Source organism: Thermocladium modestius (genome assembly GCF_055398215.1).
Genome location: NZ_AP043731.1, coordinates 424,221 through 447,000, shown reverse-complemented (window position 1 = coordinate 447,000; position 22,780 = coordinate 424,221). Strand labels below are relative to the sequence as shown.

Sequence of the window (22,780 nt, the reverse complement as noted above, 5' to 3'; positions counted from 1 at the left end):
AACCCACATTATAGAGTACGGCAATGCTTAAAAAGCTAAGTGAAATGGAGGGATCTATAAATGGATCATTCACATACACGCTTAGAAGGCTGATCCATATATTTCAATCCAATAAGGAACTATTATCGAGTCAAGGATGGGTGGTCGGCGATCCATACTCCTATTCTTGGTGGGGAGGAATGAGGACTCCTGACGAGATAGCCATATCGGCATTCTTGGTCCAATTAACAAAATGGGAAGTGGTTAGAGAGGTCATGATGAAGTTGAGGGAAAACGGCATTTCAAACGTTGAAGAGCTGAGCAAGATGGATATAGATGATATAGACAAGGAGATAAGTAAAGTTAACTTCCACAAAACCAAGGCACGTAGGCTAAAGGCCTTCTCAATGGAGGCAGTTAAGCTAGGAGGAGTGACCGCGCTGGTATCCCCTATCAACGAGGAAAAATTATTGGAAATAGAGGGAATAGGCAAGGAGACCGCGAAATCACTGTTGCTATTCATATCCAATGCACGGGTTTTTCCTCCATCCTCCTACTCCGCAATAGTCCTTGGACGGGTGATTGGAAGGCATGTGAGCCAGGAAGAGGCGAGCAAAGCGGTGGCCGAAGCCTTGAGCGATATATATGAATTGAAATTAATGCATGCCGGATTGATCTCAGTTGGAAAAGCTTACTGCAACAGGAAGAAGCCAAAATGCCATGAATGCATATTGCGAGATGTATGCCATTATAAACTTAACACTATCTCGTATATCGACCGCTGATTCAATGCATGTTAAAGCAGACCGCAATTCCGTATAAGTATCTAGTATTAAAAACATCCTCTTCCTTTTTGCCTTCTCATCTACGTCAATTAATGTCCCCGCTTGGGCTGCGAATCGACCTAGCATGAAAACTCGATCCCGTCTCTAGATAATGATAAATGCCACTGACCCCTAAAGCCCTAAGGGGTGAGGCGCGTCGCTCTTTTATCGATGCCCTCCGTGGGCAAGACTTAAAAACTAATCCTAGCGCTACGACAAGTGAGCCAAAAGGAGGCGCTTCCCAAATATTTTCTAGAGGCGTACAAGGAGATATCCGGCTTCATAGAAACCGTGCTAGATAAATTGAAGCCGGAGGAAGTCAATAACTTCATTGATGAATTAATAGAGGCCTATGTGAGCAATCATAAGGTAGTTGTGGTGGGAATGGGAAGATCCGGCTTGGTAGCACGTGGATTCGCTATGAGGCTTATGCATTTGGGCTTTAGATCATATGTGCTGGGCGAGACAATAACCCCTAGCATCGGAGAGGGGGATATAGTAGTGGCGATAAGCGGCAGTGGAACTACAAGCCTAGTAATAGAGGCTGCAGCAGCAGCCAAGAAGATGAAGTCCACCATAATCGCCATCACCAGCTACAGCGATTCGCCGCTGGCCAAGACAGCTGACTCATTAGTGGTCGTTCCTGGCAGGACAAAGGTATCGCGAGTTGATGACTACTTCGCTAGACAGATACTGGGGCTTCATGAACCATTAGCGCCGTTAGGCACGTTATTCGAGGATACAACAATGGTATTCCTGGATTCCGTGGTGGCCGAGTTAATGAAGAGGCTAAATAAGACGGAGGAAGATATGGAAAAAATGCATGCAAATGTGGAGGTACCGTGAACACAAGAGTGGAGAAATCATAGATATATGGAATACAAAAATGGATTAGGCCATTAATCGGCGGTCGGCAATAGACTTACCGTTCCTCCTCAACCACGGTAACTCCTATGTTCATTAATCTCCTGAATATCCCGTCCAAGAACTTGACGTATATTCCTCGCGGTCCTATGAACGCGCCGAATTCCTCCCTCAGTGTTATTTGCAGATCAGGGCCTGCAAAGTCGACGTCTGTTATATGCTTTCCAGCCCAACCTAATGGATGAAGGACTTTTATCCATTGCTTGAAATCCAGGGACATCTCAACGGTTCTTATCTTTAAGTTTGTCTCCTTCTCTATCTCCTTCACCCTCTCTCCTCCTTTTCCAATAACCCTCCCCAAGTTTCCTTCCTTGGCTATCACCAATGCATCCGGCGCCTCCGCCTTTATGCTTAACCTTCGCTTAATATCATTGAACACAACGGCAGTGACTATATCGGCATCAGGCGCCGCCGACCTAATCGCATCCAACAGCTTGCTTTCCTCTCCGGATAGCCCTCTCTTTCTAAGCCTTAATTCCAAAACCAACTTAAGACCCCTCCGCGCTCCAGGCCTGACTATATCCTTTATGCCAAGATCCACCACGGCTGCCTTCTCCTCGTTTAATAGAACTTCTCTCATCAACGTGGCTCCATCTCTTTCCAAGTTCATGGGCTTCTGAAGAATTGAGTCGCCGGCTATCACTAGCCTGGAGTTATTACCGGTTCTAATCAGCACCTCCGCGGCATTCTCAGGAGGAACATTCTGAGCATCATCTAGAAAGATCATGCAATTATCAAATGTACGTCCCCTCAAGTAATCTATGTCGGTCACCATTATCTTGCCCTCATCCATCAATTGCTTGATCTTCGCTGGGTCCTCTATAGTTCCCATGATATCCAGCATATAATTTGACGATAATTTATAGAAGAGCTCGCCTAAAAGCTCAGGAGCCACGGACTTCCCCGTCGTCACGTCTATGAGGGGCCTTACCACCACCAACCTCTTATATTTACCTGATAAAATGGATTCCAGTCCATAAGATAGAACCAAGAGACTCTTGCCCGTGCCGCTGGGCCCAAATACCCCAACTATCTCATTATCATCATCGCTCAATAAATTCACAAGTCTTTCTTGACCTATGGTCAATGGCTTTATCTTCATCAATTTTCACGTTAGGCATAAACCAAGCATTATAAATATTTCCGGCTAAGAATCACAGCTTCTTATTTATCATTAGAGAACCATGGAATCCAGCAATTAATTACTCTTACAATTACCAAAGTGGCAGCGTAATGTGGATTCATGAATTACATCGAAAGCGACCATTACCGCTAATTTGTTCCTAATCAAGAAAGCAATTGCTCCCCTTACCGTAAGAGGCGGATTTACGGTTTTACGGTAATTTATGAAATGATCTTCATTGATACGAGCGATAAAATTTATGTATTGCCGACGGCGGAGGCAAAACGTGGCGCCGGGTGAACGGCTCGGTGGGCCGCGACTGCGCTTAACTAAAGGCAGGGAAGGCCTGCCTTCCAAATATTTATTATAATGAATCATTAAATGTTATTAACATAGTTAAATATTTAAAATTCAATAATTATTAATGCTAGTCAATGTACGATAAGGCAACGATAATGCCCATAATATCCGCGGCAGGAGGCACGGGCAAGACAACCATAGCTCTCCTTCTCTCACTTTTCCTATCCAATTCGAATTACCGACCTATTTTAATGATAGACCTAGACCCCACTGCCGGTCTCTCGATTAGATTAATGGGAGATAAAGCCTATTACTATTATGATAATAATGGAAAGACCTTATCGAAGATGTTCACCGATTACAAACAGAACAAAACGATCGATATAAGCCAATACGCAATACAAATAAAGGAAGCAAAGGCCCATTTCGCGGACTTGGAGGTAGTGGAGGATCTATATGATGTATATCTACTGCCTCCCGGCGAGGACTTAATGGATCAGTTCACCGACTTCTCCACCACCGGAATAGGAATACCAGAAGCGCTGTGGGGATTATTGAGAAACTCCAATATAGATAAATTCGATTCAATAATAGTCGACACGGCGCCCTTCTTCGACATGAGATACACACTGGCCGCAGTGCATGGTTCTGACAAAAGCATCGTGGTGGCCAGGCCCACTCTAACCGATCTATTCAGGACTAAAAGAATGATTAACGCAATAAATAGCAATTTAAGGCTCTATGGAAGAAACGTCAATTATTCGCTTCTCTTTAATGTGAATCAAAGCCTTCTTGTGAAGGAGGCGGCCACGCTTATTGATATGAGGATTTCAATATCATCCAAGGGTGGAGGGACCGCTGGAAGGGCGAAGCCAGATATGGAATTGAGAAACGCATTAAACGACCTTGTTAAATCAAATAGAAGCTCCCTTAACATTCTAGAATCGGCATTGAGTTATTATAAGGATTATAGCGACGAATCATTCCCGAAAAAGAAACTGCCGGGGAACAGTTATGGCGCGGCTTGCCGACCGGTTCAGGACGCATTGAGATTCCATGGAAAAAACATAAAGTGTCCATTTGACGTAGAAGATGATTAGTGACCTATTAATTCCCCCTAAATGAATTCAACGCCGCCACGATGCACTATCGCAGCCATTATTCCAAGCCCCGCAATCAATAGTGGAAGCTTGTTTAAGTGCTGGGAGGGATCCCCATCAACTACGTGGATCAACCATACTTCTTCAATCCCCAATATTCTTCTATAGGCCAGTGCCTGGCCTATTCCATCATAGAAATGCGAGCCCATCTTAACCTCGGCTGCCCATCCATTTCCCAACACATCAACCTCTATGCCATCAATCACTACATGATAACGGGCCATCAATCGACGGGCCAAATACCGCTGTATGCAATATTCGTTGGAACACATGCCAGGCTTGATCCCAAGCACCGCATCCTTCACCGACGCATTCATGGATTTACTAAACAGTGCACCCACATAAGGCCATTTCGCAAACAAACCGCAGATTCAATGAATGCCAGAAGCATGTTGGGTAAGCAATTCGCCTTGGTCAATGCCTAACGAGGGAGCAACAGCTTACCGCTTCCTTAGTCACATGGTTAACTGAATTAAGGCCGCGAAGCGTCACGTCATCTCTAGCTCCTGCATTGAAAGGTTCTTGAACTCGTATTAATAATTTAAAATCCAGGTAAAAGAACCATGATTTCATGAATGGCAGCAAGAAGACAGGCATATATTTAGCGGCCTATACAGTTGGTGCATCCAGCAATTATTTCTTCGTTAAGGATGGCCTATCGTACTCGCCCCCGCTCATCTTCATGTCATTACGATACGCCATAGCTGGCGCATCGCTTTTGATTCCCTTGATTGCACTTCGCAGATTTAAGCCATTCATGAATCTGGATCTATTTCTTCTATCCCTCTTCACGACCCTCAGCACTGGTTTCTGGTCGTTTGGATTGCTCTACATTGATCCAGGCACATCGGCAGTGCTCAGTTATACAATGCCCCTCTTTGCCTTGCCTTTATCCATGCTTATTTTGGGGGAAAGACCTGGCAGGAGCAACATAATTGGCATCATAATAGGATTTTTAGGCGTCGTAATTTACTACCTCTCGTTCCTGGGAAGCATGAAGTTGATCGGGGCCATCCTGACAGTGATCAATGCATTCTTCTGGGCAATGTATAGTACTTACTTCAGAAAGCTAGGATCGAGGGACCCCCTAACAGTGGTTTCGCTTCAGATGCTGATCAGCGCAGCTATGTTGTTGATTCCATCCTTTATATTTGGCGATCGCTTGCTGATGAGAGATAAATTCATCATTGACTTACTGGGGACGGGATTGATGGGGGGCTCCATGCTCTTCCTTTTATGGAACTTATTGATAAATTCCATGGGAGTATCAAGGGCTGTTGCATTGGTTTTCCTGGTTCCTGCATTGACGATAGCAATGGATTATCTATTGCTGGGCATGATACCCACGCCGCTGGAGCTGATTGGAGCTGTCGTGATGTTCATTGGAATTTATGTAAGCCAACGGCCAGCCTTGACCAATGCTGCTACTTCATCTCCATGAGCAATTCCACGAAGCCCGTCCCTATCGGTATATACTTCCCAGCTATTACGTTCTCCACGACTCCCTTGAATCGCTCAGTCTCTCCCCTCAACGATGCCTCCACCAAGTTCTTAACCGTCACCTCGAATGCAGCCTTGGCTAACGGGCTCTCTTTCATGCCGGCGACTCCATGCCTACCGACTTGCCTGACAACTCCGTCCCAAGTCATCACATCAGCCACCATCATCAAGTGCCTCACATCCACCTCCAGCGACTGGCTCTGGAGTATCTTCTGTATCTCATTTATTATGGCGCTTCTGGCCGCCTCTATGCCGAGAACCTCAGCTATCTCATGGATGTCGTTAGTGATGGTTCTCCTATGATCAACGCCCTCCGTTAATAAAACCGCCTCCAGGTTCGTTCCCTCGGTTTGTATTATGAATTCGCCCTTTTCCTCTATCACTACCGCCTTCTTTATTCCCTTTATTCCCTTAACCTTGGTTTGCAATATTCTATCCCGTATCTTCTTCAATTTGCTCAACTCCGTAGTATCCACCTTAACCATTATAGTGAAACCATTCACCTCTATCTCGCCGCCCTTGCCCTTAGCCCTATCCAGCACCTTTTTCACGTCATTCACGCTTATTCCCTTATACTTCAATTGATCCTCGTTGAGCTCAATTATTATGGTGGAGGCTATGTAATCTATGCTGACCGCCTTCGCTATGTTCTCTATCGTGGTAGCCTGGAGCTGCTTAGCCACCTCCAATGCCTTTTCCTTGTCCTGCTTTATTGAGTCATCCAAGTAAACAGTCATCATGGGCCTCTCAGGCTTCTTCCTAGCATCTATCACCTCTATCAATCTGGGCAAGCCGAGAGCCATGGAGAACTCCCTCAATCCTGCGAAGTGAAACGATCTGAGAATCATCTGAGTCGATGGTTCTCCCACGCTCTGCGCGGTGACAACCCCTATAGCCTCTCCGGGATCTATCATTGCCTTCACATATTCTTGAACCAAGAATTTCAAGGCCTCCTCGAATTGCTCCTCGGTTAGATTGACGGCCTCGGCCTTGGCTAAAAATTCATCCAATAGCTTGGGCGGGACAATAGCCCTAAGCTTCTCCACCTTAGCCTTTATTTCCTCAGTGGATAAATAGGTAGACATGTATGCGTTGGTATTCAATAGCGGTTTATAAACTTTGAGAACTAAGCTAAACCCATCCAAGCAAGTAATGCGCTCTAAATCATTATTATTTTATTTTATCCCTATCTCAGTTTTATTTCCAGCTATGGCTTACCCATGGCTATTGCGTTCCTCGTGCAAGTAGCCGTGCATAGCCCGCATCCAATGCAGAAATCCACAATCACGGCAGGATAACCACCCTTCATCTTTATTGCATTACATCCCAATCTAACGCAGTCGCCACAAGCATCGCATTGCTCCACGTTAATTATGGCCTTATTTTCAGTTGGGATTATCCTTCCCAGCCTCGCAATGCCCAGTTCCTTCACAGCGGATATTATGGAATCACACGACTCCGATCCAGAATTCCCAATGATCAGTACTGCAGCCTTATTGCTTACTTCCGCTAAGAGAGATTCATCTACGTCCTCCTCCCTTGTAATGCCTATCACGGGTCCATATTCATAACCCATCCTGATTATCTCGTGGACAGCTATTAAGGGTTTGTTCACGGCCACGTCTGGAACCTCAGATGACAGCCTGGGCAGGAAAGCCGTGGGCCTTGGATTGAAATTGCCCCTACCGCTGACGTTAACGACCATATCCCTCCCAACAACCACTATGGGTACCCCAACCTCCACCATGGGGTCATAGAGCGCTTTATAGAGACAATACAAGGCAAAGTCTACTATATCTACTGGATCCCTAGATCTCACAGTATTGTTCCTAGGCCTTGGTTCCACATATGAGGCGTCAAGCCCTAATGATCTTAATCTTCTTATTCCCCATTCTGGTCTTTCCACGGATGCAGTGAATGACAGCCCCAACCATCTATACCCGCTTATCCAGTTCTTATTAAAAACGGCTCGCCTCCTTCTCTGCATTCTAACTGCCATCGTCCAATCCAACGATTCATCGATTACGATCACGTATGGCAATTGAACCACCTCGCTATAGTCAGCGGCTTCCTGAGCCGCTATTCTAACTTGTTCCATACCATTAGGTCTAATACATATGGTACCTCCAGGGCACTCTGCATCGCCCATGACAATTATCAATAGAGAGCCGCGGATTGGCATAACCATTGCTTCCCAATCCTTTAATTCAAAGGAGGGCACCACTGCCGCTGCCTTAAGTCCCAGCATTGAATCCACGAATCCCCTAAGCAACGCATCTCCAAACCCATCGCTCCTCAATGAACGGCTGATAATTACTGAATCGAACACGCCGTCGCCATCATGAACGCATTTTTAAAGGTGTTAGTCCTCCCTATATTTACCGCCGATTGGATGTCTATGGACTATGGTTAAGGAAGGTCGTGAGGCCTCATCCGACCTCCTTACCTTGAAGGCTATTTTGTTGATTGTTTCCAACTTACTTCCAGCCTTTAAGGAAAGAGGGCTTCCCGAGACCTCAGGGATTACGCCACTATCAACTTGGGGATAGTTGATCCATTATTGTTGATTGTAGTGTGAGACCTGAATTCGTCACTGCCTGAACTGTATAGGTCCCATCAGATAGGGGCTGACTGCAAGTGAATGACGCTATCAATATGTTGCCCACAACCGTTTCGTTTAGCTTAGATGGGGATGCCTCGCCATTTCCATCACCGCTGGGAGTGGCCGTGCATATAGTCTCTCCATTGATTGTTAAAATAGATGCTTCCGTTATGTATATGCTTGTATCTCCTACATTCTCAACAGATAAAGTAACGCTGGTGTGATTATTTATCATCAATGTCGCCTCGGTTATCGAAGCGGCTGGCAATAAGTTTATTGAAGCGGCGCCCGTCTGAACCCTGGACTGGTATCCGGTGAACCATAGATACAAGAGCACAGCGGCTATCATAGTTATTAATACGAGCATTACGGATCCAACCATCATCCAGATCCCCTCTCTTCTCATGAATCATACTCTCATGTTTCCATTAATATATCTTTCTCCATTAATCCATAAAACCAGATTACCTTTCTATTTCCTCGATAAAGCGCGGGCCCGGGTTTCTCCAGCGGCAAGTGCAATTATTAGAGATTAGAATTAATAGAAAAATAATTCGTGAGGAGACCTCATTCTCCTGACCACCAAGACTCTCTATTGCTTGATCGTTAGGATCTCCTCTCCGAATTAATGGCCTCAATTTAATTTCAATCTAGAATTTAAGTTTATAATAATGCAGGGATGCTGATTTTTCAATGAAATCCAAGCTAATAGTGGAATTTGCATTCTTGGCTGTAATGATATTATTCATTTCAACTATTTTGGTCCTCAAAATAAACGTGGGTAATCTTCAAAAAAATCAATTAATGTACTCTAATTTTTCGATTGCAAGAGATCCGGCGGGAATCAAGGAAAGCAATATAACGTTCGCAGTCTACTACGGAGACGCCGTCAATGAATCCGTGATTAAATACTTGAATAACTTCAGCATGGTAATCTTGGAGCCGTGGGCTTTCAATTCATCTACGCTCGCCGAAATACGGGGGATAAAAATAGCCTATATAGATCTCGGGGAATACGATAACTCCTCCTTAGGATCGTGCTATATAAATGCTACTGAGATATCGTTGGGCTATGATGCTTTCTGGGATCAAGTCATAGTAAATGCATCAAGCCCGCTGTGGCAGGACTACATAATGTGTGAAGTTAAGTACGTGCTCAACGAGGGCTTTAATGGGGTTCTTTTCGATGACTTGGATGTAGTGGACGAATACCCCAGCGTGGGTGGAGGCATAATACATATATTGAACGAGACCAAGAATTCTTACCCTGGAATAATAATAGGAGTGAACAGGGGATTCGATATACTGCCCAACATAACTAAATACATTGATTTCGTCATGTATGAGGACTATGGTACTCAAGTCGTATCTCAAGGCAAGGTAAGCTTCGTGGGCAATGAGGATTATATAATTCAAGAGACCTCAAAAATAAGGGAACTCAATGTAACGCTTCTCGCTCTGGCCTATGCAGAACGGCCTGGCGATGCTTTTTTCAATTTCTCTGAAAGGCTAGCCGCGGCGGAGGGCATCCCATTATACGTGACCAACTGGAACGTAACTGCCCTCTGGCCTCAACAATTCATTCCGCATAATACAAAGACCAAGTACCCCATATCTAAATTCACCTACATAATTTTAAGGCTCGAACACTTCCTCTTTACCAGGTGGTATCTAATCTTCTCTATTTCTTAAGATGTGGTATCCTCACTACAATACGAGTTACCCAAACTTGAGGGGGAGGCACATCATAATTATTTAGGAGTTAAACGACTTGCCAAGCGGAACGTGGGTCAAGTGCTCAAATTCATCTGGTATTGCCTTGCTAATTGCTATTTCCCTGTAAATTAATGCCGATGGCCTCCATAGTCGCCTTTTACTAGCGTAATCAACTTGCAGCAGTCCAAACCTCATCTTGAAGCCGGAGGCCCATTCATAGTTGTCGGCCAGCGACCAATGCATGTATCCCCGTACATCGACTCCCTCACTCATTGCCTTATGCACTTGATGGATGTGGCTGACCAAGTAATGTGGCCTCCAAAAATCAAGGGAATCCGCTATTCCATTCTCGGTTACGTATATGGGAATGCCATATCTACTCCAGTATTTAATCAATACATCATAAATGCCCTCAGGATAGATCTCCCAGCCGAAGTCACTGCATGGCCTGCCATCTCTACTAATGGAACCGTTGCAAACATGACCGTAGCCAGGCACCACGGCGTATGAATCATTGCCCGTCGATCTAATCATTAACCTGGAATAATAATTGACCCCGATCCAATCTAACCTGTTTCTCAAGTCATCTCTATCCCCATCCCTCGCCACCGCATCCAGAAACGACCACCTGGAATCCCTTTCCGCTAACTCCACGGCAGCGGCATCCTTCTCCGTCAACGGCGTGTACGAATTATTGGCATATATTATGCCGACGGGCTTCTTGGTCATCAACTTAATCGCATCATATGCACGCGCATGCGCTCGGATCAAATTTGAAGTGGCTTTCTTGGCCAAGCTGGAATCCAAGCGGCCAGGCGGGAACCCGGACTTTATACCGATATAACCACTCCAAGCAACTACATTTGGCTCATTCATGGTTGAGTACATATCCACCAAGTCGTCGAATTTCCAGGATACGTATCCAGCGAACCTGGCGAAATCCACGACCGTCCTCGCATCAATCCATCCTGATGGCCCTCTTAGATCGCCATTTCTGACCCTTATTGGATCATGTATCCAAAGGGGAAGGGACCAATGGTACATGTTCAAAACGATGAATATCCCTCTCGACTTCAAATCTTCAAGTATATTCCTATAGCGATCCACGGCCGCCTTATTTACAGCCCCATCCAATTCCTCGAGATCGTGCCCATCAATATCGACGTGAATTACTTCGTCTCTCTCCATATTAACATTGCTCTCAACTGGCCTCGGCATCCCTTTAGGAAATATCCTGGACCATTCAATGTTTATCCTGGCGGCGTTTAATCCCATTTTCACGGCATCATCATGAAATGCCCTGTAGAGGCTCCAATACGCAGGTCCATTCTCTGGCAAATCACCACTGACGAGCCCTGCCGTTATATTATCTCTATCATGAACCCAGACGAACCAATCGCTGTTTGGATCCTCATCTCCTGGAAGTCCCATTTCGGATTGAAAGCCAGCTTGAGACCAACCGAACTTGAAGTCCTTGGGAAACAATGTTCCCATTTCGGTTGCTCTTGACCCAGTTAATTAAAACTAGCCTTTAAGATGGAGCGCCACGTCGTAATCCATCCAAGGGGCCAGAATGGGGAAATACATACCAGAAAAGTTTATATAGAACCGTTTCTGGACGATGTTAGCTATGTCAGCTCAGCAATCGCAACCTAAGACGGGAGCTCAAGGCGTTCCTGTCTCAATATTAAAGGAGGGTAGCCAAAGAACCGTTGGAGCGGATGCACGGAGGAGCAACATAATGGCAGCGAAGGTTGTCTCCGAGATACTTCAAACTAGCCTAGGACCGAGGGGAATGGATAAATTGCTAATAGATGCGTTTGGGGACGTAACAATAACGGGAGATGGCGCAACGATCCTCAAGGAAATGGAGATACAGCACCCTGCCGCAAAGCTCTTAGTTGAAATAGCTAAGGCCCAAGACGCCGAGGTGGGCGATGGAACCACCACTGTGGTTGTCTTGGCTGGCAAAATGTTGGAGAGCGCTGAGAGCCTGCTCGACGAAGGCATACACCCCTCCATAATAATTGATGGATATAAGAAGGCTATGGATTATGCCTTAGAGGCAGCCAAGGGAGTTGCAATTCCCATAGATATAACCAAGAAGGAGGAATTGGTAAAAGTGGTGGCCAATAGCCTTAGCAGCAAGGTAGTTGCTGAGGCCAGGGATTACCTAGCCCAGAAGGCAGTTGAGGCGGCTCTAATAGCTGCTGATAAGGTAAACGGAGGATATAATCTAGATCTTGACTGGATAAAGGTAGAGAAGAAAAAGGGCAAGAGCCTCTATGAGACTCAATTGATACAGGGAATAGTACTGGATAAGGAGGTCGTGCACCCGGATATGCCCAAGATGGTGACCAATGCCAAAATAGCCCTGCTGGATACTCCATTGGAGATAGAGAAGCCGGAGTGGACCACTAAGATATCCGTATCGTCTCCCCAACAAATAAAGGGATACTTGGAGGAGGAGACAAGCATATTGAAATCATACGTTGATAAGCTCAAGTCGATTGGGGTCAATGTGGTGATAGCCCAGAAGGGCATAGATGACACTGCTCAGCACTTCCTCGCCAAAGCAGGAATAATGGCGGTCAGGAGAGTTAAGAGGAGCGACATAGAGAAGCTGGCCAAGGCAACCGGCGCCAAGATAGTGACCAGCATAAAGGACATAAAGCCCGAGGACTTGGGAACTGCTGGATTGGTTGAGGAGAGAAAGGTTGGAGAGGAGAAGATGGTGTTCGTGGAGCAATGCCCCAATCCCAAGGCGGTTACCATACTGGTCAGAGGAGCAGCAGATAGGATAGTTGACGAAACTGAGAGGAGCCTTCAGGATGCGCTGCACGTGGCCAGAGACCTGTTCAGGGAGGCCAAGATAGTCCCCGGCGGCGGCGCGTTCGAGATGGAGATATCCAGGAGAATAAGGGAGTACGGTAGGAAGCTGCCCGGTAAGGAGCAGTTGGCCGTACTGAAGTTCGCAGAAGCCGTTGAGCAAATACCGGTTATATTAGCGTTGACTGCTGGATTGGATCCCGTGGATGCAATAGCAGAGCTCAGGAAGAGGCATGATGCCGGCGAAATAGATGCCGGCGTGGATGTATTGAGCGGAAAGATAGCCAGGATGGGCCAGATGAACGTATACGATCCATTGATAGTTAAGGAGCAAGTGATAAAGAGCGCAGTGGAGGCTTCAATAATGGTGCTTAGGATAGATGATATAATAGCGGCGTCCCAGAGCAAGGTGGGTGGAGGAAGCAAGAAGAGCGAGGGCGGCGAGGGAAGCGAGGGTTCTAAGGAGGATTAAGCAGAAACATTTTTAAAATAATCTATTTCATTGCTTTTTAATTATGGAGAATGGATTACCCTATCCTCCCCGCCTGACCAAATATGAAGTAGCCAAGATGGTAGCCATACGAGCCAAGCAATTGGCAATGGGGGCTGCTCCCCTAATTGATGCAAGAGCCATGGGCCTTCAAGACCCGATTCAAATAGCAATAGAGGAATTTAAGGCCGGCAAATTGCCGTTCATAGTGGTGCGCAGTCTACCTAATGGAAAGAAAATAGAATATACTATTGATGAATTGAAAAAAATAGAGGAATCCCTTGAATCGCTGATGTAAACTGGACAGCCTTAAAGGATAGCGATCAGGCATCATCTATAATCGATGACAAGCTCCAGTATTGCTGACACAAAGCAAGTTATAAAGGGGAGTTTAATGATAACTTGGTTGATCAGCCAACATTAAACTGGAAGAAGCTAATTTGAAGCAACCAAGCTCCTTAAATCGAACTCCTCGCTTACCAACTGCTTGCGATGGCTGGATGCGTCGAATTTATTAATTATCAATTTATTGAGTACCTCCAGCTCTCCGTAATCCCTATTAACAGCCAAGTATCCGATTATGATCCCCCGCCTCAGGTAAATGGTGACAAACGATGGTTTATTCACGTTGCCTCTCACCAATTCCTCGTCCCTATTAACAGCATCACCGGCGGACTCCAAGTGCAGATCGAATACGTCGGACCATATTGTGGATAAGAAGTCATATCGCGATCTAGATCCTCTCATATTTGCCGCCGCTAATTTGCCTGTGTACTCCGCATTGTTCCAATGCTCTATCCTACGCCTATCGCCGGTTACTGGATCCAGTATATTGGCCACATCGCCAGCCGCATACACTCCGGGGGAATTGGTCTCCAAGTATTCATTAACAATAATTCCATTCCCAGTTGATATGCCGCTCCTCTGCGCCACCTCCGAGTTGGGTATTATTCCGATTGATGCAACAACTAGATCGGTCTCTATTTCTCTGCCATCTCCAACCACCGCTAGGTTTCGTTGGAACTCCCTTATGGTTTCGCCCAATATGAAGGAAACCCCCCTGGCCTCAAAGTATTGCTGCATTACCATTGCAGTTTTCTCATCCATGAATCCACTCCATATTTGGGGCTTGGCCTCCACAACCGTAGGCCTTAATCCCATCATGGCCAAGCTGGCCGCTAATTCCATTCCAAGAAACCCAGCGCCCACAACTAATGGGGCCTTGCTTCCCCTCGCCCTTTCCCGTATGGAGCGAGCATCATCTAATGTCCTAAAATACGTCACGCCGACCTCAGCCTCGCCGGGCACTCCCAGCTTTCTAGGCCTTCCTCCTGTCGCAATCAATGCCTTGCTGAACTCAATTGTAGTTCCATCACTTAATATAGCTATTCCTTCCCTGGAATCGAGGGATTCCACTTTTTTCCTCAGAATCACCTTAACTCCATGCTTATATATTTCCGGCTCGAAAAATATTGATGACTCATCCACCTCTCCCCTCAGATATGTCTTGGAAAGAGGCGGTCTATCGTAAGGGGTAAACCCTTCCTCGGTTACCATCACGACGGATCCAGCATTAATTAATTGTTTCGCAGCACTATGTCCAGCCAACCCTCCTCCAATTATCAAGTAATCTATGCGATTATTATCCATTTAATTAAAAGCAAAATAATTTATTTAAAATTTTCTAGTTACTTCTCCGCAATTGCGAAAGTCCAACATTAATTTTAGCAAAAAAGCCAATATATTAATTTCATCTATTGACCTCCTTAACATTAGGCCTCGGAATTGCAGGATACGGCAAATACTCTATCCCGGGCCTATTGGTCCTGGCTTGTGGATACAATGACATTAATTGATATGCCTCAGGCGGCACATTGGTGGATACCTTAATACCCATATCCCTTAATTGCTCAACCGTGATTGGGTAATCATGCGTATAATAGCCACCCACTAATTTATCGGCTATTTCTTGAGCCTTCTCGTTGCCTACCTTATCCTCGATTCAGCAATTTTAGCCTCCATGCTGGCCAGAAAATATCCCTTGTCATTTCATGTAATTATTTTTCGCAATATTTAAAGCCTTTGACCACTACGCCCTGCAATTGATCTCCCTGCTCCGAAGGCGCATTTTACGGCAGTGACTCGATTAATACGACATGAATTGTATGATGCGTGGAAACGCATCCGATTAAAAGGGGAGGCAGGGGAGGCAATACATGAATTGCAATGATTTGATCGTGGTGGTGAACAATGTATCCAGCATAACCAGGATGTTGGACTTCGTCAGAATGGTTTATGGATTTGGAGTGAAGAATTTGGTGTTGACTAGGGTGTATGGAGCAGCTGCACAGCAAGGAGTGGGGGAGGCATTTAAGATAGCAGTAAGGCACTCGGCCTCGCTCCTGGTTCTCCCAGATGCGCTGGATGCCATAAACCTGCTTGCACCGGATAGGGTGGTAGTGTTGCGGAGGATTGGGGGAGGAACAGTCGATTTAGCACGGGCGGTTGAGGGGGGAGGAAAAATAATGATAATAGTAGATGGCTCCGATCAAGAACTGAAGTTACCCAACTCAATAGAGGCCCACTCCACTCAATTTAACGTGGGCGGTATCGCTATGCTGGCAATAGGGTTGGATAAATTAATGCAATGCTTAAATAATGGCTAGGCAGCTGAATCTACATGGAGTTCTCCTTCACTCAGGAAGAGGAGCTATTCCGAAAATCCGCGCGGGAGTTCGTGGATAGATACGTGAAACCGAATTGGATTGAATTAGATGATGGAAAGTATAAATTGATAGATATAATCCAGCGAATGGGGGAGGTGGGGTTGCTGGGCATACCGTTCAGCTCCAGGTATGGGGGAGGCGATGGTTCCTTCACCATGGTGGCCTTGGCGACGGAGGAATTAGCATATGGCGATCCATCGCTCGCCACTGCAGTATATTATCTTCTAAACAATGCTTGGCCTTTCATGGTTCAACGACACGGCTCCGATTCAATTAAGGAGGAAGTGCTTCCATTGGTGGCCAGTGGAAAGGCCTTCATAGGCATAGCGAGCACAGAACCCCAAGGGGGAAGCGACGTAGCATCATTCAAGCTGGAGGCCAAGAGGGGGGGAAGTAAATGGATATTGAACGGGGAGAAGAACATAGTGACGGGCATATCGCTGATAACTAATTATTTGGAGGAGGGGGGTTTCGTCACGATCGGCAGAACCGGGCCCATTGAGGCAAAGCATAGAGGATTAACGGTTTTCCTCCCGCTCATAAAGAGACATGGGAAGACCATGGAGGGATTCGAGTATAGCGACTACGAGGAAATAGGTAGGAGAGGGCTTCCCACCGGCCTATTGCGGTTCAAGGACTTCGAGGTGGAGGATTCCCAAGTAATGGGGGAAGTAAATGGTGGATTCAAGATAGCCATGGAGGGATTCGATCTGGCGAGAACCATGATAGCCGCAGCATCGATAGGAGCAACCAAATGGTTATTGGATGAGGGGCGGAAATGGATAAAGGAGAGGCAAGTGTTCGGGAAACCCATCGCATCATATGAGGGAATAAGCTTCAAGTACGCGGAGCTTGCCACACGATTGGAAGCGGCCGAGCTGCTAATGTTCAAGGCGGTATGGGCAGCTGACAAGGCGTTTCTGAGGGGGGATAACGTCGATATACTGGAGGTGGCCACCCTAGGCGCTATGGCCAAGATGACCGCTGTGGAGTTGGCCGTCGATGCTGCGCTGGAGGTAATGAAGTGGTTTGGAGGCATGAGTTACTTCAAGGAATTGCCCGAGGCCAGGGTTCTTCTCTCCGCCCTCAGCTACTACGTGGGCGCGGAGGGGGCCGCCAACATAATGAGACTGATAGTGGCGAGGAATAAGATAGGCAAGGAAGTCTAGCCCGAATCCTTACCCTTTTTAAAACGAAAAGTGGGCACATCATGAGGAGGGATGAGTTGGCCATAGCCGTGAGTTGGACCTTGTGGGGAGTGGGCTATTACACATACTATCCCTTTCTCTCCATATTTCTTGTGAAGTTCATGCCGGAGACCCAATTGGGACTGTTCTATACCATCCTAACTGCCGCCGCGGTACCTATACCCATTTTAGGGGCTGTGTTGGGCAAAGTGATCGGAATAAAACGCACAATGACCCTAGGCATGACATTATCAGGCCTTGGCCTAATGACCCTAGGCTTTGCCAATTCCATGACATCAGCATTATTTTCCTTGGTACTCTACTATCTATTCTTCTTATCTCTCCCCCACTTCTACGCGTACATGAGCAGCATGGGAAGAGGAACCATAGCGAGGATTTGGGGAATATCGATTCTTCCTTCGATAATAATGCCAACCATCGGAGGGTACGTGGCCACAGCGCTTTCCTTAAAGATGGATTTCCTGCTAAGCGGGGCGGCCGTGCTGATCTCCGCCGCGCCATTAATTACGATAAATGATATTGCATCTAATCACAATGAATCCTCAAAGACCTCCAGCTTGATCCCTTTCCTGGTGATACTGCCAATAGCGTTGGCTTCCCCCTATGTATATTTGGTGGATAAGATCATTTACAAGTTGAGCTACTCCTCAATTGGGATCATAGCCACAATAGCTGAGTTAATGGGAATGATCTCTGCGCTGATTGGTTCTAGGATAAAGAGGAACTCCTTCCTAGCAGTGAATATAGGTCTATTTTCATTAATAGGATTATTGAGCATTAATTATATATTCGCGGTCTTTTATGGCTTTTGGGAATCCATAATACCGCTATCACTTGAGGGGGTTAAGGCCAGTAGTCCACGGGATTATGCAGTGATAAATTCCATGCAGCAACTAGGATGGTTATCCGGCTACATATCGTCCGCTGTCTTAAATGAACCCATAGTAGCCGTTCAAGCATCGTCGTTGATCTCAATCTTAATAGCCGTCCTTGTATATATTTATGGGAAAGAGGATGCAAGTCCGTGAACGCCAAATTCCATAAATAGTGAACGGAAGAGACACGATGCCGCCAACATTACTTTATTGACGGAGAGGACGGGCATGCATTATGCTGTCAAGGACGATAAATAGACCCTCTAAGCGATGCTTCATCAAGTCCTTAATGGATCCTTTATGAGGGAATAACTGCATTTCTCATAGATAATCACTGATAAGTCTCGCCTTTTATTGTAAAACTCATTGCAATTGTTGAGGGATAGATACAGACAATATCCTGGGATGTTGTAATCTAATTATATCTTCAATGCTTATCTCAAGCAAGGTTCTTGAGTCTCCACCCCCAGCGTACACTACTCCCCCCATTGAGGCTAACTCCGAATCCAACACGGAGTCTAGGGGCAGATCTATTGGAGGGACCCCGCCAGCCTCATACCCGGTTAACTTGACTACCTCCTCCCTAGCAGCTAATCTAATCTTCCTAGCCCCCAATTGTTTGGCCAACGCGTTTTGATTCACCTTCCTTGATCCTCTCAACATAACGGCAAGCGGCCTTTCCAAATCATCCAGGAAGATCACGGTCTTCATGATTCTATCAATATCTATGCCAAGGGAGGCGGCGGCCTTCATAGATGTGGCTGCATCTCCGACTACCATCAGCGTGGCCATTATACCATTCCTTTTAATGAAGCTCTCCAGATCGCTTGGTCCCTTCACGAAAGCTCTCCCCTGCTCAGGTAGCCTCTACGCCAAACCACGAAGAAAGCAACTACGGCTATTATGGCCACTATTATAGCTATTAATATTATCGAGTAGACTGATGCGACAACGGTGGCCGGCACGGCATCTATGAATAGGTGGCCCGATGAGCCGGTTATTATATATAGGCTGGCCCCTATCTTATATTGATAATCGCCATCCGGCAAAGATATCACGGCTGTTGGCCCGACTTCCGTGAAGGTTTGATCTAGGTATTGACCATTAAACTCGCCTCCGCTCACCGTTATGCTCCATTCCTTGGATCCCAATAAACCAATGTGATTCACAGTTATATACACATCGTAATAGGCGGTATTGTAGGTGAAGTTAGCGCTGGCCGATGAACCGTTAACAACGACGTTAGCGCTTGTGGGAGCCGGAGTCAAAGCCTTGCTGTACGAGCCGTACTGGGCCGGCGATGCAGATATAGAGTAGGAGCCGTCGGGCATGTAAAGAGTGGTCGAGTTGGGCAACTTAATCGATATGCTGCTCGTTATTGCAGAGCCGTTGAAATCCTTTCCGCTTAATGAAATTGCCGCAGAAGCCCCGCTCAAGCCATTTGTGCTTATCTTTAATGGATACCTATTCACCACGTATTGATCGGTGATGTTAACGCCGCTTCCCCAAACGGATGCTTGAATTCCCCCCTTAATTGGAGTTGCCACATTAGAGTAACTTCCCTGGGATGCCGGGCCAAACGATATGCTATATCTACCATCTGGCAGGGAAAGGGAGAGGGAGCCGGTCACGGTTTCCACCATATTCACGCTGGATCCATTTATGATGGAGCCAGTTATGGAGATCGGGTACGTTAAGGTAGATGAGTTCACCGAGATGTAGACCGGGTATGTCTGAAGAGCATACCGAATTACGTTGATGGGGCCCGCATGGCCTGATGCCGTCGTGGATTTATAACCGAAGGGCACGGTCGCGCTGTATAGATATGATCCTTGAGGAACATATAGTTTAATTACCTGCCCCGGTCCTAAAAACGTTATTATGCTAATCCCATTGCCGGAGAAGGAGGTGCCATATACGTTGAGTCCCCACGTGAAGTTAAGGCCCAATCCCTCCTCGCCGAATGTCAATGATTCGGTGGGTATGAATATTGAGGAGGGACCGCTCAACACTATGCTTCCGGAAACCACTGGAGCCGTGAAGTTGGGGAAATCGACGACATAGCCGTACTCCCCGATTGGAAGGTAAAGCATGATAGATGAGTTGGAGGTGGTTATGGATTCCCCATTAGATAAGTGAATGCTCCACTTAAACCCAGCCACGGGCCCTATTCCCACCGAGAGCTGGTAGGTGGGTATCGTTATGGTTACCGTGGAGTAGTGGACGACAAAGCTTCCTATATTGATTGGATACGATGTATTGGATGGAAGGTAAAGCGATGCACTATATATTCCATTGCCCAAGTAAATAGTAGCGTTCGGACCCGTGAACCAAGTGGGACGTGCACCGTTCAATGATAAACCCCACGTGGAATTGCTGCCCGTCACAATGGTGACTGGATAAGTGCCTGTGGAGCTGGGCAGGTAATTGATTATATCCAATGAGCCGCCGGAGGGCGAGCCGGAGAGGGATAAATATATGCGTTGGGAGTATGGATTTATTGCCACCGAGGTTGGTTTGTTTTGAACCGGTATTTGCACCGCCGTATCGTAGCCCATTGACAGGAACACGGCGTACAGCGATTGGCCTTGAACTATGTAGAGGATGTTGTTGAAGGGGTCCAACGCCAGGCTGGAACCGCCTATGGGTATTGTGCCCACCACGTCAAAGCCCTCCACAACATACGTGGCAGACGACGTCAAGATGTAAACCGTTCCAGTATAATTATTTATAGCGGCCGCCACGGGTGCGCTCGGCAAGTGGATCACATATACTACTTGCCTTGATGTGGCGTTTATTATGGTGACGGTGCTTGCTCCCTGCGATAATACATAGACTAAGTTATTCGATGGGTTAACGGCCACGGATGAGGGCGACCAGTCAATGGTTGGCGATGATCCCATTATTATCAATTGAACATTTGTGCCCCTCACCACGGCCAATTTATTGCTGGTGACTGCCGCGACATACGCCACGTGAGTGAGGGGGTTAACGGCCACGGAAATAGGGGTCCAGGGAAGCGGCACCACAGTGGTGGAGCCACTTGGGCTCACCTCGATTAACTCATTCTGTTGAGGGCAAGTTACATATAATGTCCCAGTTGATGTATCGACGGCAACATCGGACGGCGATGCGCACAACGTGACGTTGGCCACGGGTCTCCCGCTCAAGCTTATTTGATAATATCCTTGCGGATTCAGGGCATAGATGTACCCCAAGTATGGATTTATTGCAAGCACATTTAATCCAGGATACGAGTAGAGAGATTCATTGAATAGCACGGAGTAGGTCACGTTGAACTGCGCAGCATGCAAAGTAACGGCCATGGCTACTGCTATTAACGCCAAAATTAAGTAACGCATGGGAAAGGTTCCTATATTTATATTTAAGCATTCTCTTCCTCGACAAAGATCGCTCCATGGACTTCCCGCCTAGGTTATCAGACGCTGTGGAATCTATCCTCCTACAAATGGCGCTCGGCCATTTTTCTTAAGCATGGGAGAAAGGCTTATATAATAATTAGGGCAACCCTAATGAATATGGTTACCATAAACCTATGGAACCCGCAAAACGTGGATTTCATAAGCGCGTTGATAATTTCATACTTGCTGGGAATAGTGCATGGAGTTACCCCAGACGAACATACGTGGCCAATAACCTTCTCCTATTCGGTGGGCACATTCAGCGCTAAGGGAGGAGCAAAGACCGGGCTCACATTTTCGGCTGGATTCACCGCCCAGAGGGCAATATTATCGGAGCTGGCCTACCTAGCATTGGCCGGCCTATTCATGACCACCACTGCATTTGGCATTACATACATAATGGTGGGCATAGCCATGGCGGCGGCTGGCCTCTACATATCAAGGCATGGGGAATACCTTCACTGGCATTATCTAGAGAGGAAGCTGGGCATATTAACGGGGATACATAAGAAGGGGAGCCAAATACAGGAGGAGGAATTAAAGCACAAAATAAACCCAGCGGTAGTAAATGAAAGGGACCTCACGAAACCCGTTCCTGTGAAGCTGGCTCTCCTCCACGGCTTCATAGCTGGCTTCGGCTTCGGCGCATTTGCATTGATAATATACACCGTGTTAGCTCCATCGATGCCATCTCCCTACCTAGGCTTCGTGCCCGGCCTGCTCTTCGGCTTAGGCACAATGACGGCTCAGATAATGTTTGGCACGTTATTTGCAACTTGGTTAACCAGGATGAAGAATCTAACAATGGCCGGAATAGCCGTGGTGGGAAAGACGATAACCACCATGGTGCTGGAGTACGGGGGGCTGGCATTCATCATAGCAGGAGCCGCAATACTGGAGTGGCCTCAACTGCTTAATTATAATATAATAACTCCCATAAAAGTACATAACCTGCATTCCCTGGGAGTGGGATTTTTCCTGGTAATTGTCGTAGTAGTGATATTCGGGGTGCTGGGCTATAAGCGGGGAGTGAGCAATGCGTTAAGGCTGGGCTTAGTTAGGGCACATATTGGTCAGCAGCCTGGATCGTAAATCACGCATC

Annotated in this window: 21 protein-coding genes; 11 read left to right on the top strand and 10 right to left on the bottom strand. The window is 46.6% G+C overall.

Going from position 1 to position 22,780, the window contains the following annotated elements; all coding sequences use genetic code 11:
- Positions 1-44: 44 nt before the first annotated feature.
- Positions 45-764: an endonuclease III domain-containing protein gene (locus ACZ5ZS_RS02215; RefSeq protein WP_188596260.1), complete on the top strand. Its 720-nt coding sequence runs from the start codon at positions 45-47 to the stop codon at positions 762-764.
- Positions 765-1,022: 258 nt separating this feature from the next.
- The gene (gene hxlB, locus ACZ5ZS_RS02210; protein ID WP_188596259.1) at positions 1,023-1,649 is read left to right on the top strand and encodes a 6-phospho-3-hexuloisomerase; all 627 of its coding nucleotides are present in this window, start codon (positions 1,023-1,025) and stop codon (positions 1,647-1,649) included.
- A gap of 76 nt (positions 1,650-1,725) precedes the next feature.
- On the opposite strand, the gene ACZ5ZS_RS02205 is transcribed toward hxlB, so the two are convergent.
- The gene (locus ACZ5ZS_RS02205; protein ID WP_188596258.1) at positions 1,726-2,829 is read right to left on the bottom strand and encodes a PhoH family protein; all 1,104 of its coding nucleotides are present in this window, start codon (positions 2,827-2,829) and stop codon (positions 1,726-1,728) included.
- Positions 2,830-3,284: 455 nt separating this feature from the next.
- Between ACZ5ZS_RS02205 and ACZ5ZS_RS02200 the strand changes: the two genes are divergently transcribed.
- A complete protein-coding gene (locus ACZ5ZS_RS02200) occupies positions 3,285-4,250 on the top strand; it encodes a ParA family protein (protein ID WP_188596257.1) in 966 nt (321 codons plus the stop codon).
- A gap of 17 nt (positions 4,251-4,267) precedes the next feature.
- Here the strand turns inward: ACZ5ZS_RS02200 and ACZ5ZS_RS02195 are convergent, their stop codons facing one another.
- Positions 4,268-4,651, bottom strand: a complete 384-nt coding sequence (locus tag ACZ5ZS_RS02195) for a hypothetical protein (RefSeq protein ID WP_188596256.1) — start codon at positions 4,649-4,651, stop codon at positions 4,268-4,270.
- Between the two features lie 230 nt (positions 4,652-4,881).
- On the opposite strand from ACZ5ZS_RS02195, the gene ACZ5ZS_RS02190 reads away from it, so the two are divergent.
- Entirely contained in the window at positions 4,882-5,751 is an 870-nt protein-coding gene (locus tag ACZ5ZS_RS02190) for a DMT family transporter (protein WP_188596255.1), read from the top strand.
- On the opposite strand, the gene rpoA2 is transcribed toward ACZ5ZS_RS02190, so the two are convergent.
- From rpoA2 to ACZ5ZS_RS02175, 3 genes are all read right to left on the bottom strand, one after another.
- Positions 5,735-6,895 (bottom strand): DNA-directed RNA polymerase subunit A'', encoded by a 1,161-nt coding sequence (gene rpoA2 / locus ACZ5ZS_RS02185; protein WP_188596254.1) that lies wholly within the window; start codon positions 6,893-6,895, stop codon positions 5,735-5,737. The genes ACZ5ZS_RS02190 and rpoA2 overlap by 17 nt on opposite strands.
- 122 nt (positions 6,896-7,017) lie before the next feature.
- On the bottom strand, positions 7,018-8,139 hold the full coding sequence (locus ACZ5ZS_RS02180; RefSeq protein ID WP_188596253.1) for a hypothetical protein: 1,122 nt from the start codon (positions 8,137-8,139) through the stop codon (positions 7,018-7,020).
- Positions 8,140-8,344: 205 nt separating this feature from the next.
- The gene (locus ACZ5ZS_RS02175; protein ID WP_188596252.1) at positions 8,345-8,818 is read right to left on the bottom strand and encodes a hypothetical protein; all 474 of its coding nucleotides are present in this window, start codon (positions 8,816-8,818) and stop codon (positions 8,345-8,347) included.
- Between the two features lie 287 nt (positions 8,819-9,105).
- On the opposite strand from ACZ5ZS_RS02175, the gene ACZ5ZS_RS02170 reads away from it, so the two are divergent.
- Entirely contained in the window at positions 9,106-10,104 is a 999-nt protein-coding gene (locus ACZ5ZS_RS02170; protein WP_188596251.1) for a hypothetical protein, read from the top strand.
- A gap of 63 nt (positions 10,105-10,167) precedes the next feature.
- Here the strand turns inward: ACZ5ZS_RS02170 and bgaS are convergent, their stop codons facing one another.
- On the bottom strand, positions 10,168-11,622 hold the full coding sequence (gene bgaS / locus ACZ5ZS_RS02165; RefSeq protein ID WP_188596250.1) for a beta-galactosidase BgaS: 1,455 nt from the start codon (positions 11,620-11,622) through the stop codon (positions 10,168-10,170).
- Between the two features lie 136 nt (positions 11,623-11,758).
- Here bgaS and thsA point away from each other — a divergent pair, with 136 nt between their 5' ends.
- Together thsA and ACZ5ZS_RS02155 are read left to right on the top strand one after the other, a co-directional pair.
- On the top strand, positions 11,759-13,429 hold the full coding sequence (gene thsA / locus ACZ5ZS_RS02160) for a thermosome subunit alpha (RefSeq protein ID WP_188596249.1): 1,671 nt from the start codon (positions 11,759-11,761) through the stop codon (positions 13,427-13,429).
- 43 nt (positions 13,430-13,472) lie between these two features.
- A complete protein-coding gene (locus ACZ5ZS_RS02155) occupies positions 13,473-13,745 on the top strand; it encodes a DNA-directed RNA polymerase subunit K (RefSeq protein WP_188596248.1) in 273 nt (90 codons plus the stop codon).
- A gap of 137 nt (positions 13,746-13,882) precedes the next feature.
- On the opposite strand, the gene ACZ5ZS_RS02150 is transcribed toward ACZ5ZS_RS02155, so the two are convergent.
- Together ACZ5ZS_RS02150 and ACZ5ZS_RS02145 are read right to left on the bottom strand one after the other, a co-directional pair.
- Complete coding sequence (locus tag ACZ5ZS_RS02150) at positions 13,883-15,097, bottom strand: NAD(P)/FAD-dependent oxidoreductase (protein ID WP_188596247.1); 1,215 nt, start codon at positions 15,095-15,097, stop codon at positions 13,883-13,885.
- Between the two features lie 100 nt (positions 15,098-15,197).
- Positions 15,198-15,398, bottom strand: a complete 201-nt coding sequence (locus ACZ5ZS_RS02145; RefSeq protein WP_229657677.1) for an SDH family Clp fold serine proteinase — start codon at positions 15,396-15,398, stop codon at positions 15,198-15,200.
- Between the two features lie 265 nt (positions 15,399-15,663).
- Between ACZ5ZS_RS02145 and ACZ5ZS_RS02140 the strand changes: the two genes are divergently transcribed.
- The 3 genes from ACZ5ZS_RS02140 to ACZ5ZS_RS02130 are packed head-to-tail and all read left to right on the top strand — an operon-like array spanning position 15,664 to position 18,409.
- The gene (locus ACZ5ZS_RS02140) at positions 15,664-16,113 is read left to right on the top strand and encodes a RecB-family nuclease (RefSeq protein ID WP_188596246.1); all 450 of its coding nucleotides are present in this window, start codon (positions 15,664-15,666) and stop codon (positions 16,111-16,113) included.
- Between the two features lie 14 nt (positions 16,114-16,127).
- Positions 16,128-17,342 (top strand): acyl-CoA dehydrogenase family protein, encoded by a 1,215-nt coding sequence (locus ACZ5ZS_RS02135; RefSeq protein WP_188596245.1) that lies wholly within the window; start codon positions 16,128-16,130, stop codon positions 17,340-17,342.
- 41 nt (positions 17,343-17,383) lie between these two features.
- On the top strand, positions 17,384-18,409 hold the full coding sequence (locus ACZ5ZS_RS02130; protein WP_188596244.1) for an MFS transporter: 1,026 nt from the start codon (positions 17,384-17,386) through the stop codon (positions 18,407-18,409).
- Positions 18,410-18,619: 210 nt separating this feature from the next.
- On the opposite strand, the gene ACZ5ZS_RS02125 is transcribed toward ACZ5ZS_RS02130, so the two are convergent.
- The gene (locus tag ACZ5ZS_RS02125; RefSeq protein WP_188596243.1) at positions 18,620-19,096 is read right to left on the bottom strand and encodes an aminoacyl-tRNA deacylase; all 477 of its coding nucleotides are present in this window, start codon (positions 19,094-19,096) and stop codon (positions 18,620-18,622) included.
- The gene (locus tag ACZ5ZS_RS02120) at positions 19,093-21,618 is read right to left on the bottom strand and encodes a YncE family protein (protein WP_188596242.1); all 2,526 of its coding nucleotides are present in this window, start codon (positions 21,616-21,618) and stop codon (positions 19,093-19,095) included. The genes ACZ5ZS_RS02125 and ACZ5ZS_RS02120 overlap by 4 nt, the downstream gene beginning before the upstream one ends.
- A 177-nt stretch (positions 21,619-21,795) precedes the next feature.
- Between ACZ5ZS_RS02120 and ACZ5ZS_RS02115 the strand changes: the two genes are divergently transcribed.
- The gene (locus ACZ5ZS_RS02115; RefSeq protein ID WP_188596241.1) at positions 21,796-22,770 is read left to right on the top strand and encodes a hypothetical protein; all 975 of its coding nucleotides are present in this window, start codon (positions 21,796-21,798) and stop codon (positions 22,768-22,770) included.
- The last annotated feature ends 10 nt before the right edge of the window (positions 22,771-22,780 follow it).

What these genes read in the sequence shown, in the direction of transcription:
- ACZ5ZS_RS02115 (WP_188596241.1), top strand. Translation starts at nt 21,796, where the DNA reads ATGGTTACCATAAACCTATGGAACCCGCAAAACGTGGATTTCATAAGC.
- bgaS (WP_188596250.1), bottom strand. Translation starts at nt 11,622, where the DNA reads ATGGGAACATTGTTTCCCAAGGACTTCAAGTTCGGTTGGTCTCAAGCT.
- ACZ5ZS_RS02130 (WP_188596244.1), top strand. Translation starts at nt 17,384, where the DNA reads ATGAGGAGGGATGAGTTGGCCATAGCCGTGAGTTGGACCTTGTGGGGA.
- ACZ5ZS_RS02120 (WP_188596242.1), bottom strand. Translation starts at nt 21,618, where the DNA reads ATGCGTTACTTAATTTTGGCGTTAATAGCAGTAGCCATGGCCGTTACT.
- ACZ5ZS_RS02135 (WP_188596245.1), top strand. Translation starts at nt 16,128, where the DNA reads ATGGAGTTCTCCTTCACTCAGGAAGAGGAGCTATTCCGAAAATCCGCG.
- thsA (WP_188596249.1), top strand. Translation starts at nt 11,759, where the DNA reads ATGTCAGCTCAGCAATCGCAACCTAAGACGGGAGCTCAAGGCGTTCCT.
- ACZ5ZS_RS02170 (WP_188596251.1), top strand. Translation starts at nt 9,106, where the DNA reads ATGAAATCCAAGCTAATAGTGGAATTTGCATTCTTGGCTGTAATGATA.
- rpoA2 (WP_188596254.1), bottom strand. Translation starts at nt 6,895, where the DNA reads ATGTCTACCTATTTATCCACTGAGGAAATAAAGGCTAAGGTGGAGAAG.
- ACZ5ZS_RS02175 (WP_188596252.1), bottom strand. Translation starts at nt 8,818, where the DNA reads ATGAGAAGAGAGGGGATCTGGATGATGGTTGGATCCGTAATGCTCGTA.
- ACZ5ZS_RS02155 (WP_188596248.1), top strand. Translation starts at nt 13,473, where the DNA reads ATGGAGAATGGATTACCCTATCCTCCCCGCCTGACCAAATATGAAGTA.
- ACZ5ZS_RS02215 (WP_188596260.1), top strand. Translation starts at nt 45, where the DNA reads ATGGAGGGATCTATAAATGGATCATTCACATACACGCTTAGAAGGCTG.
- ACZ5ZS_RS02140 (WP_188596246.1), top strand. Translation starts at nt 15,664, where the DNA reads ATGAATTGCAATGATTTGATCGTGGTGGTGAACAATGTATCCAGCATA.
- ACZ5ZS_RS02150 (WP_188596247.1), bottom strand. Translation starts at nt 15,097, where the DNA reads ATGGATAATAATCGCATAGATTACTTGATAATTGGAGGAGGGTTGGCT.
- ACZ5ZS_RS02205 (WP_188596258.1), bottom strand. Translation starts at nt 2,829, where the DNA reads ATGAAGATAAAGCCATTGACCATAGGTCAAGAAAGACTTGTGAATTTA.
- ACZ5ZS_RS02200 (WP_188596257.1), top strand. Translation starts at nt 3,285, where the DNA reads ATGTACGATAAGGCAACGATAATGCCCATAATATCCGCGGCAGGAGGC.
- ACZ5ZS_RS02190 (WP_188596255.1), top strand. Translation starts at nt 4,882, where the DNA reads ATGAATGGCAGCAAGAAGACAGGCATATATTTAGCGGCCTATACAGTT.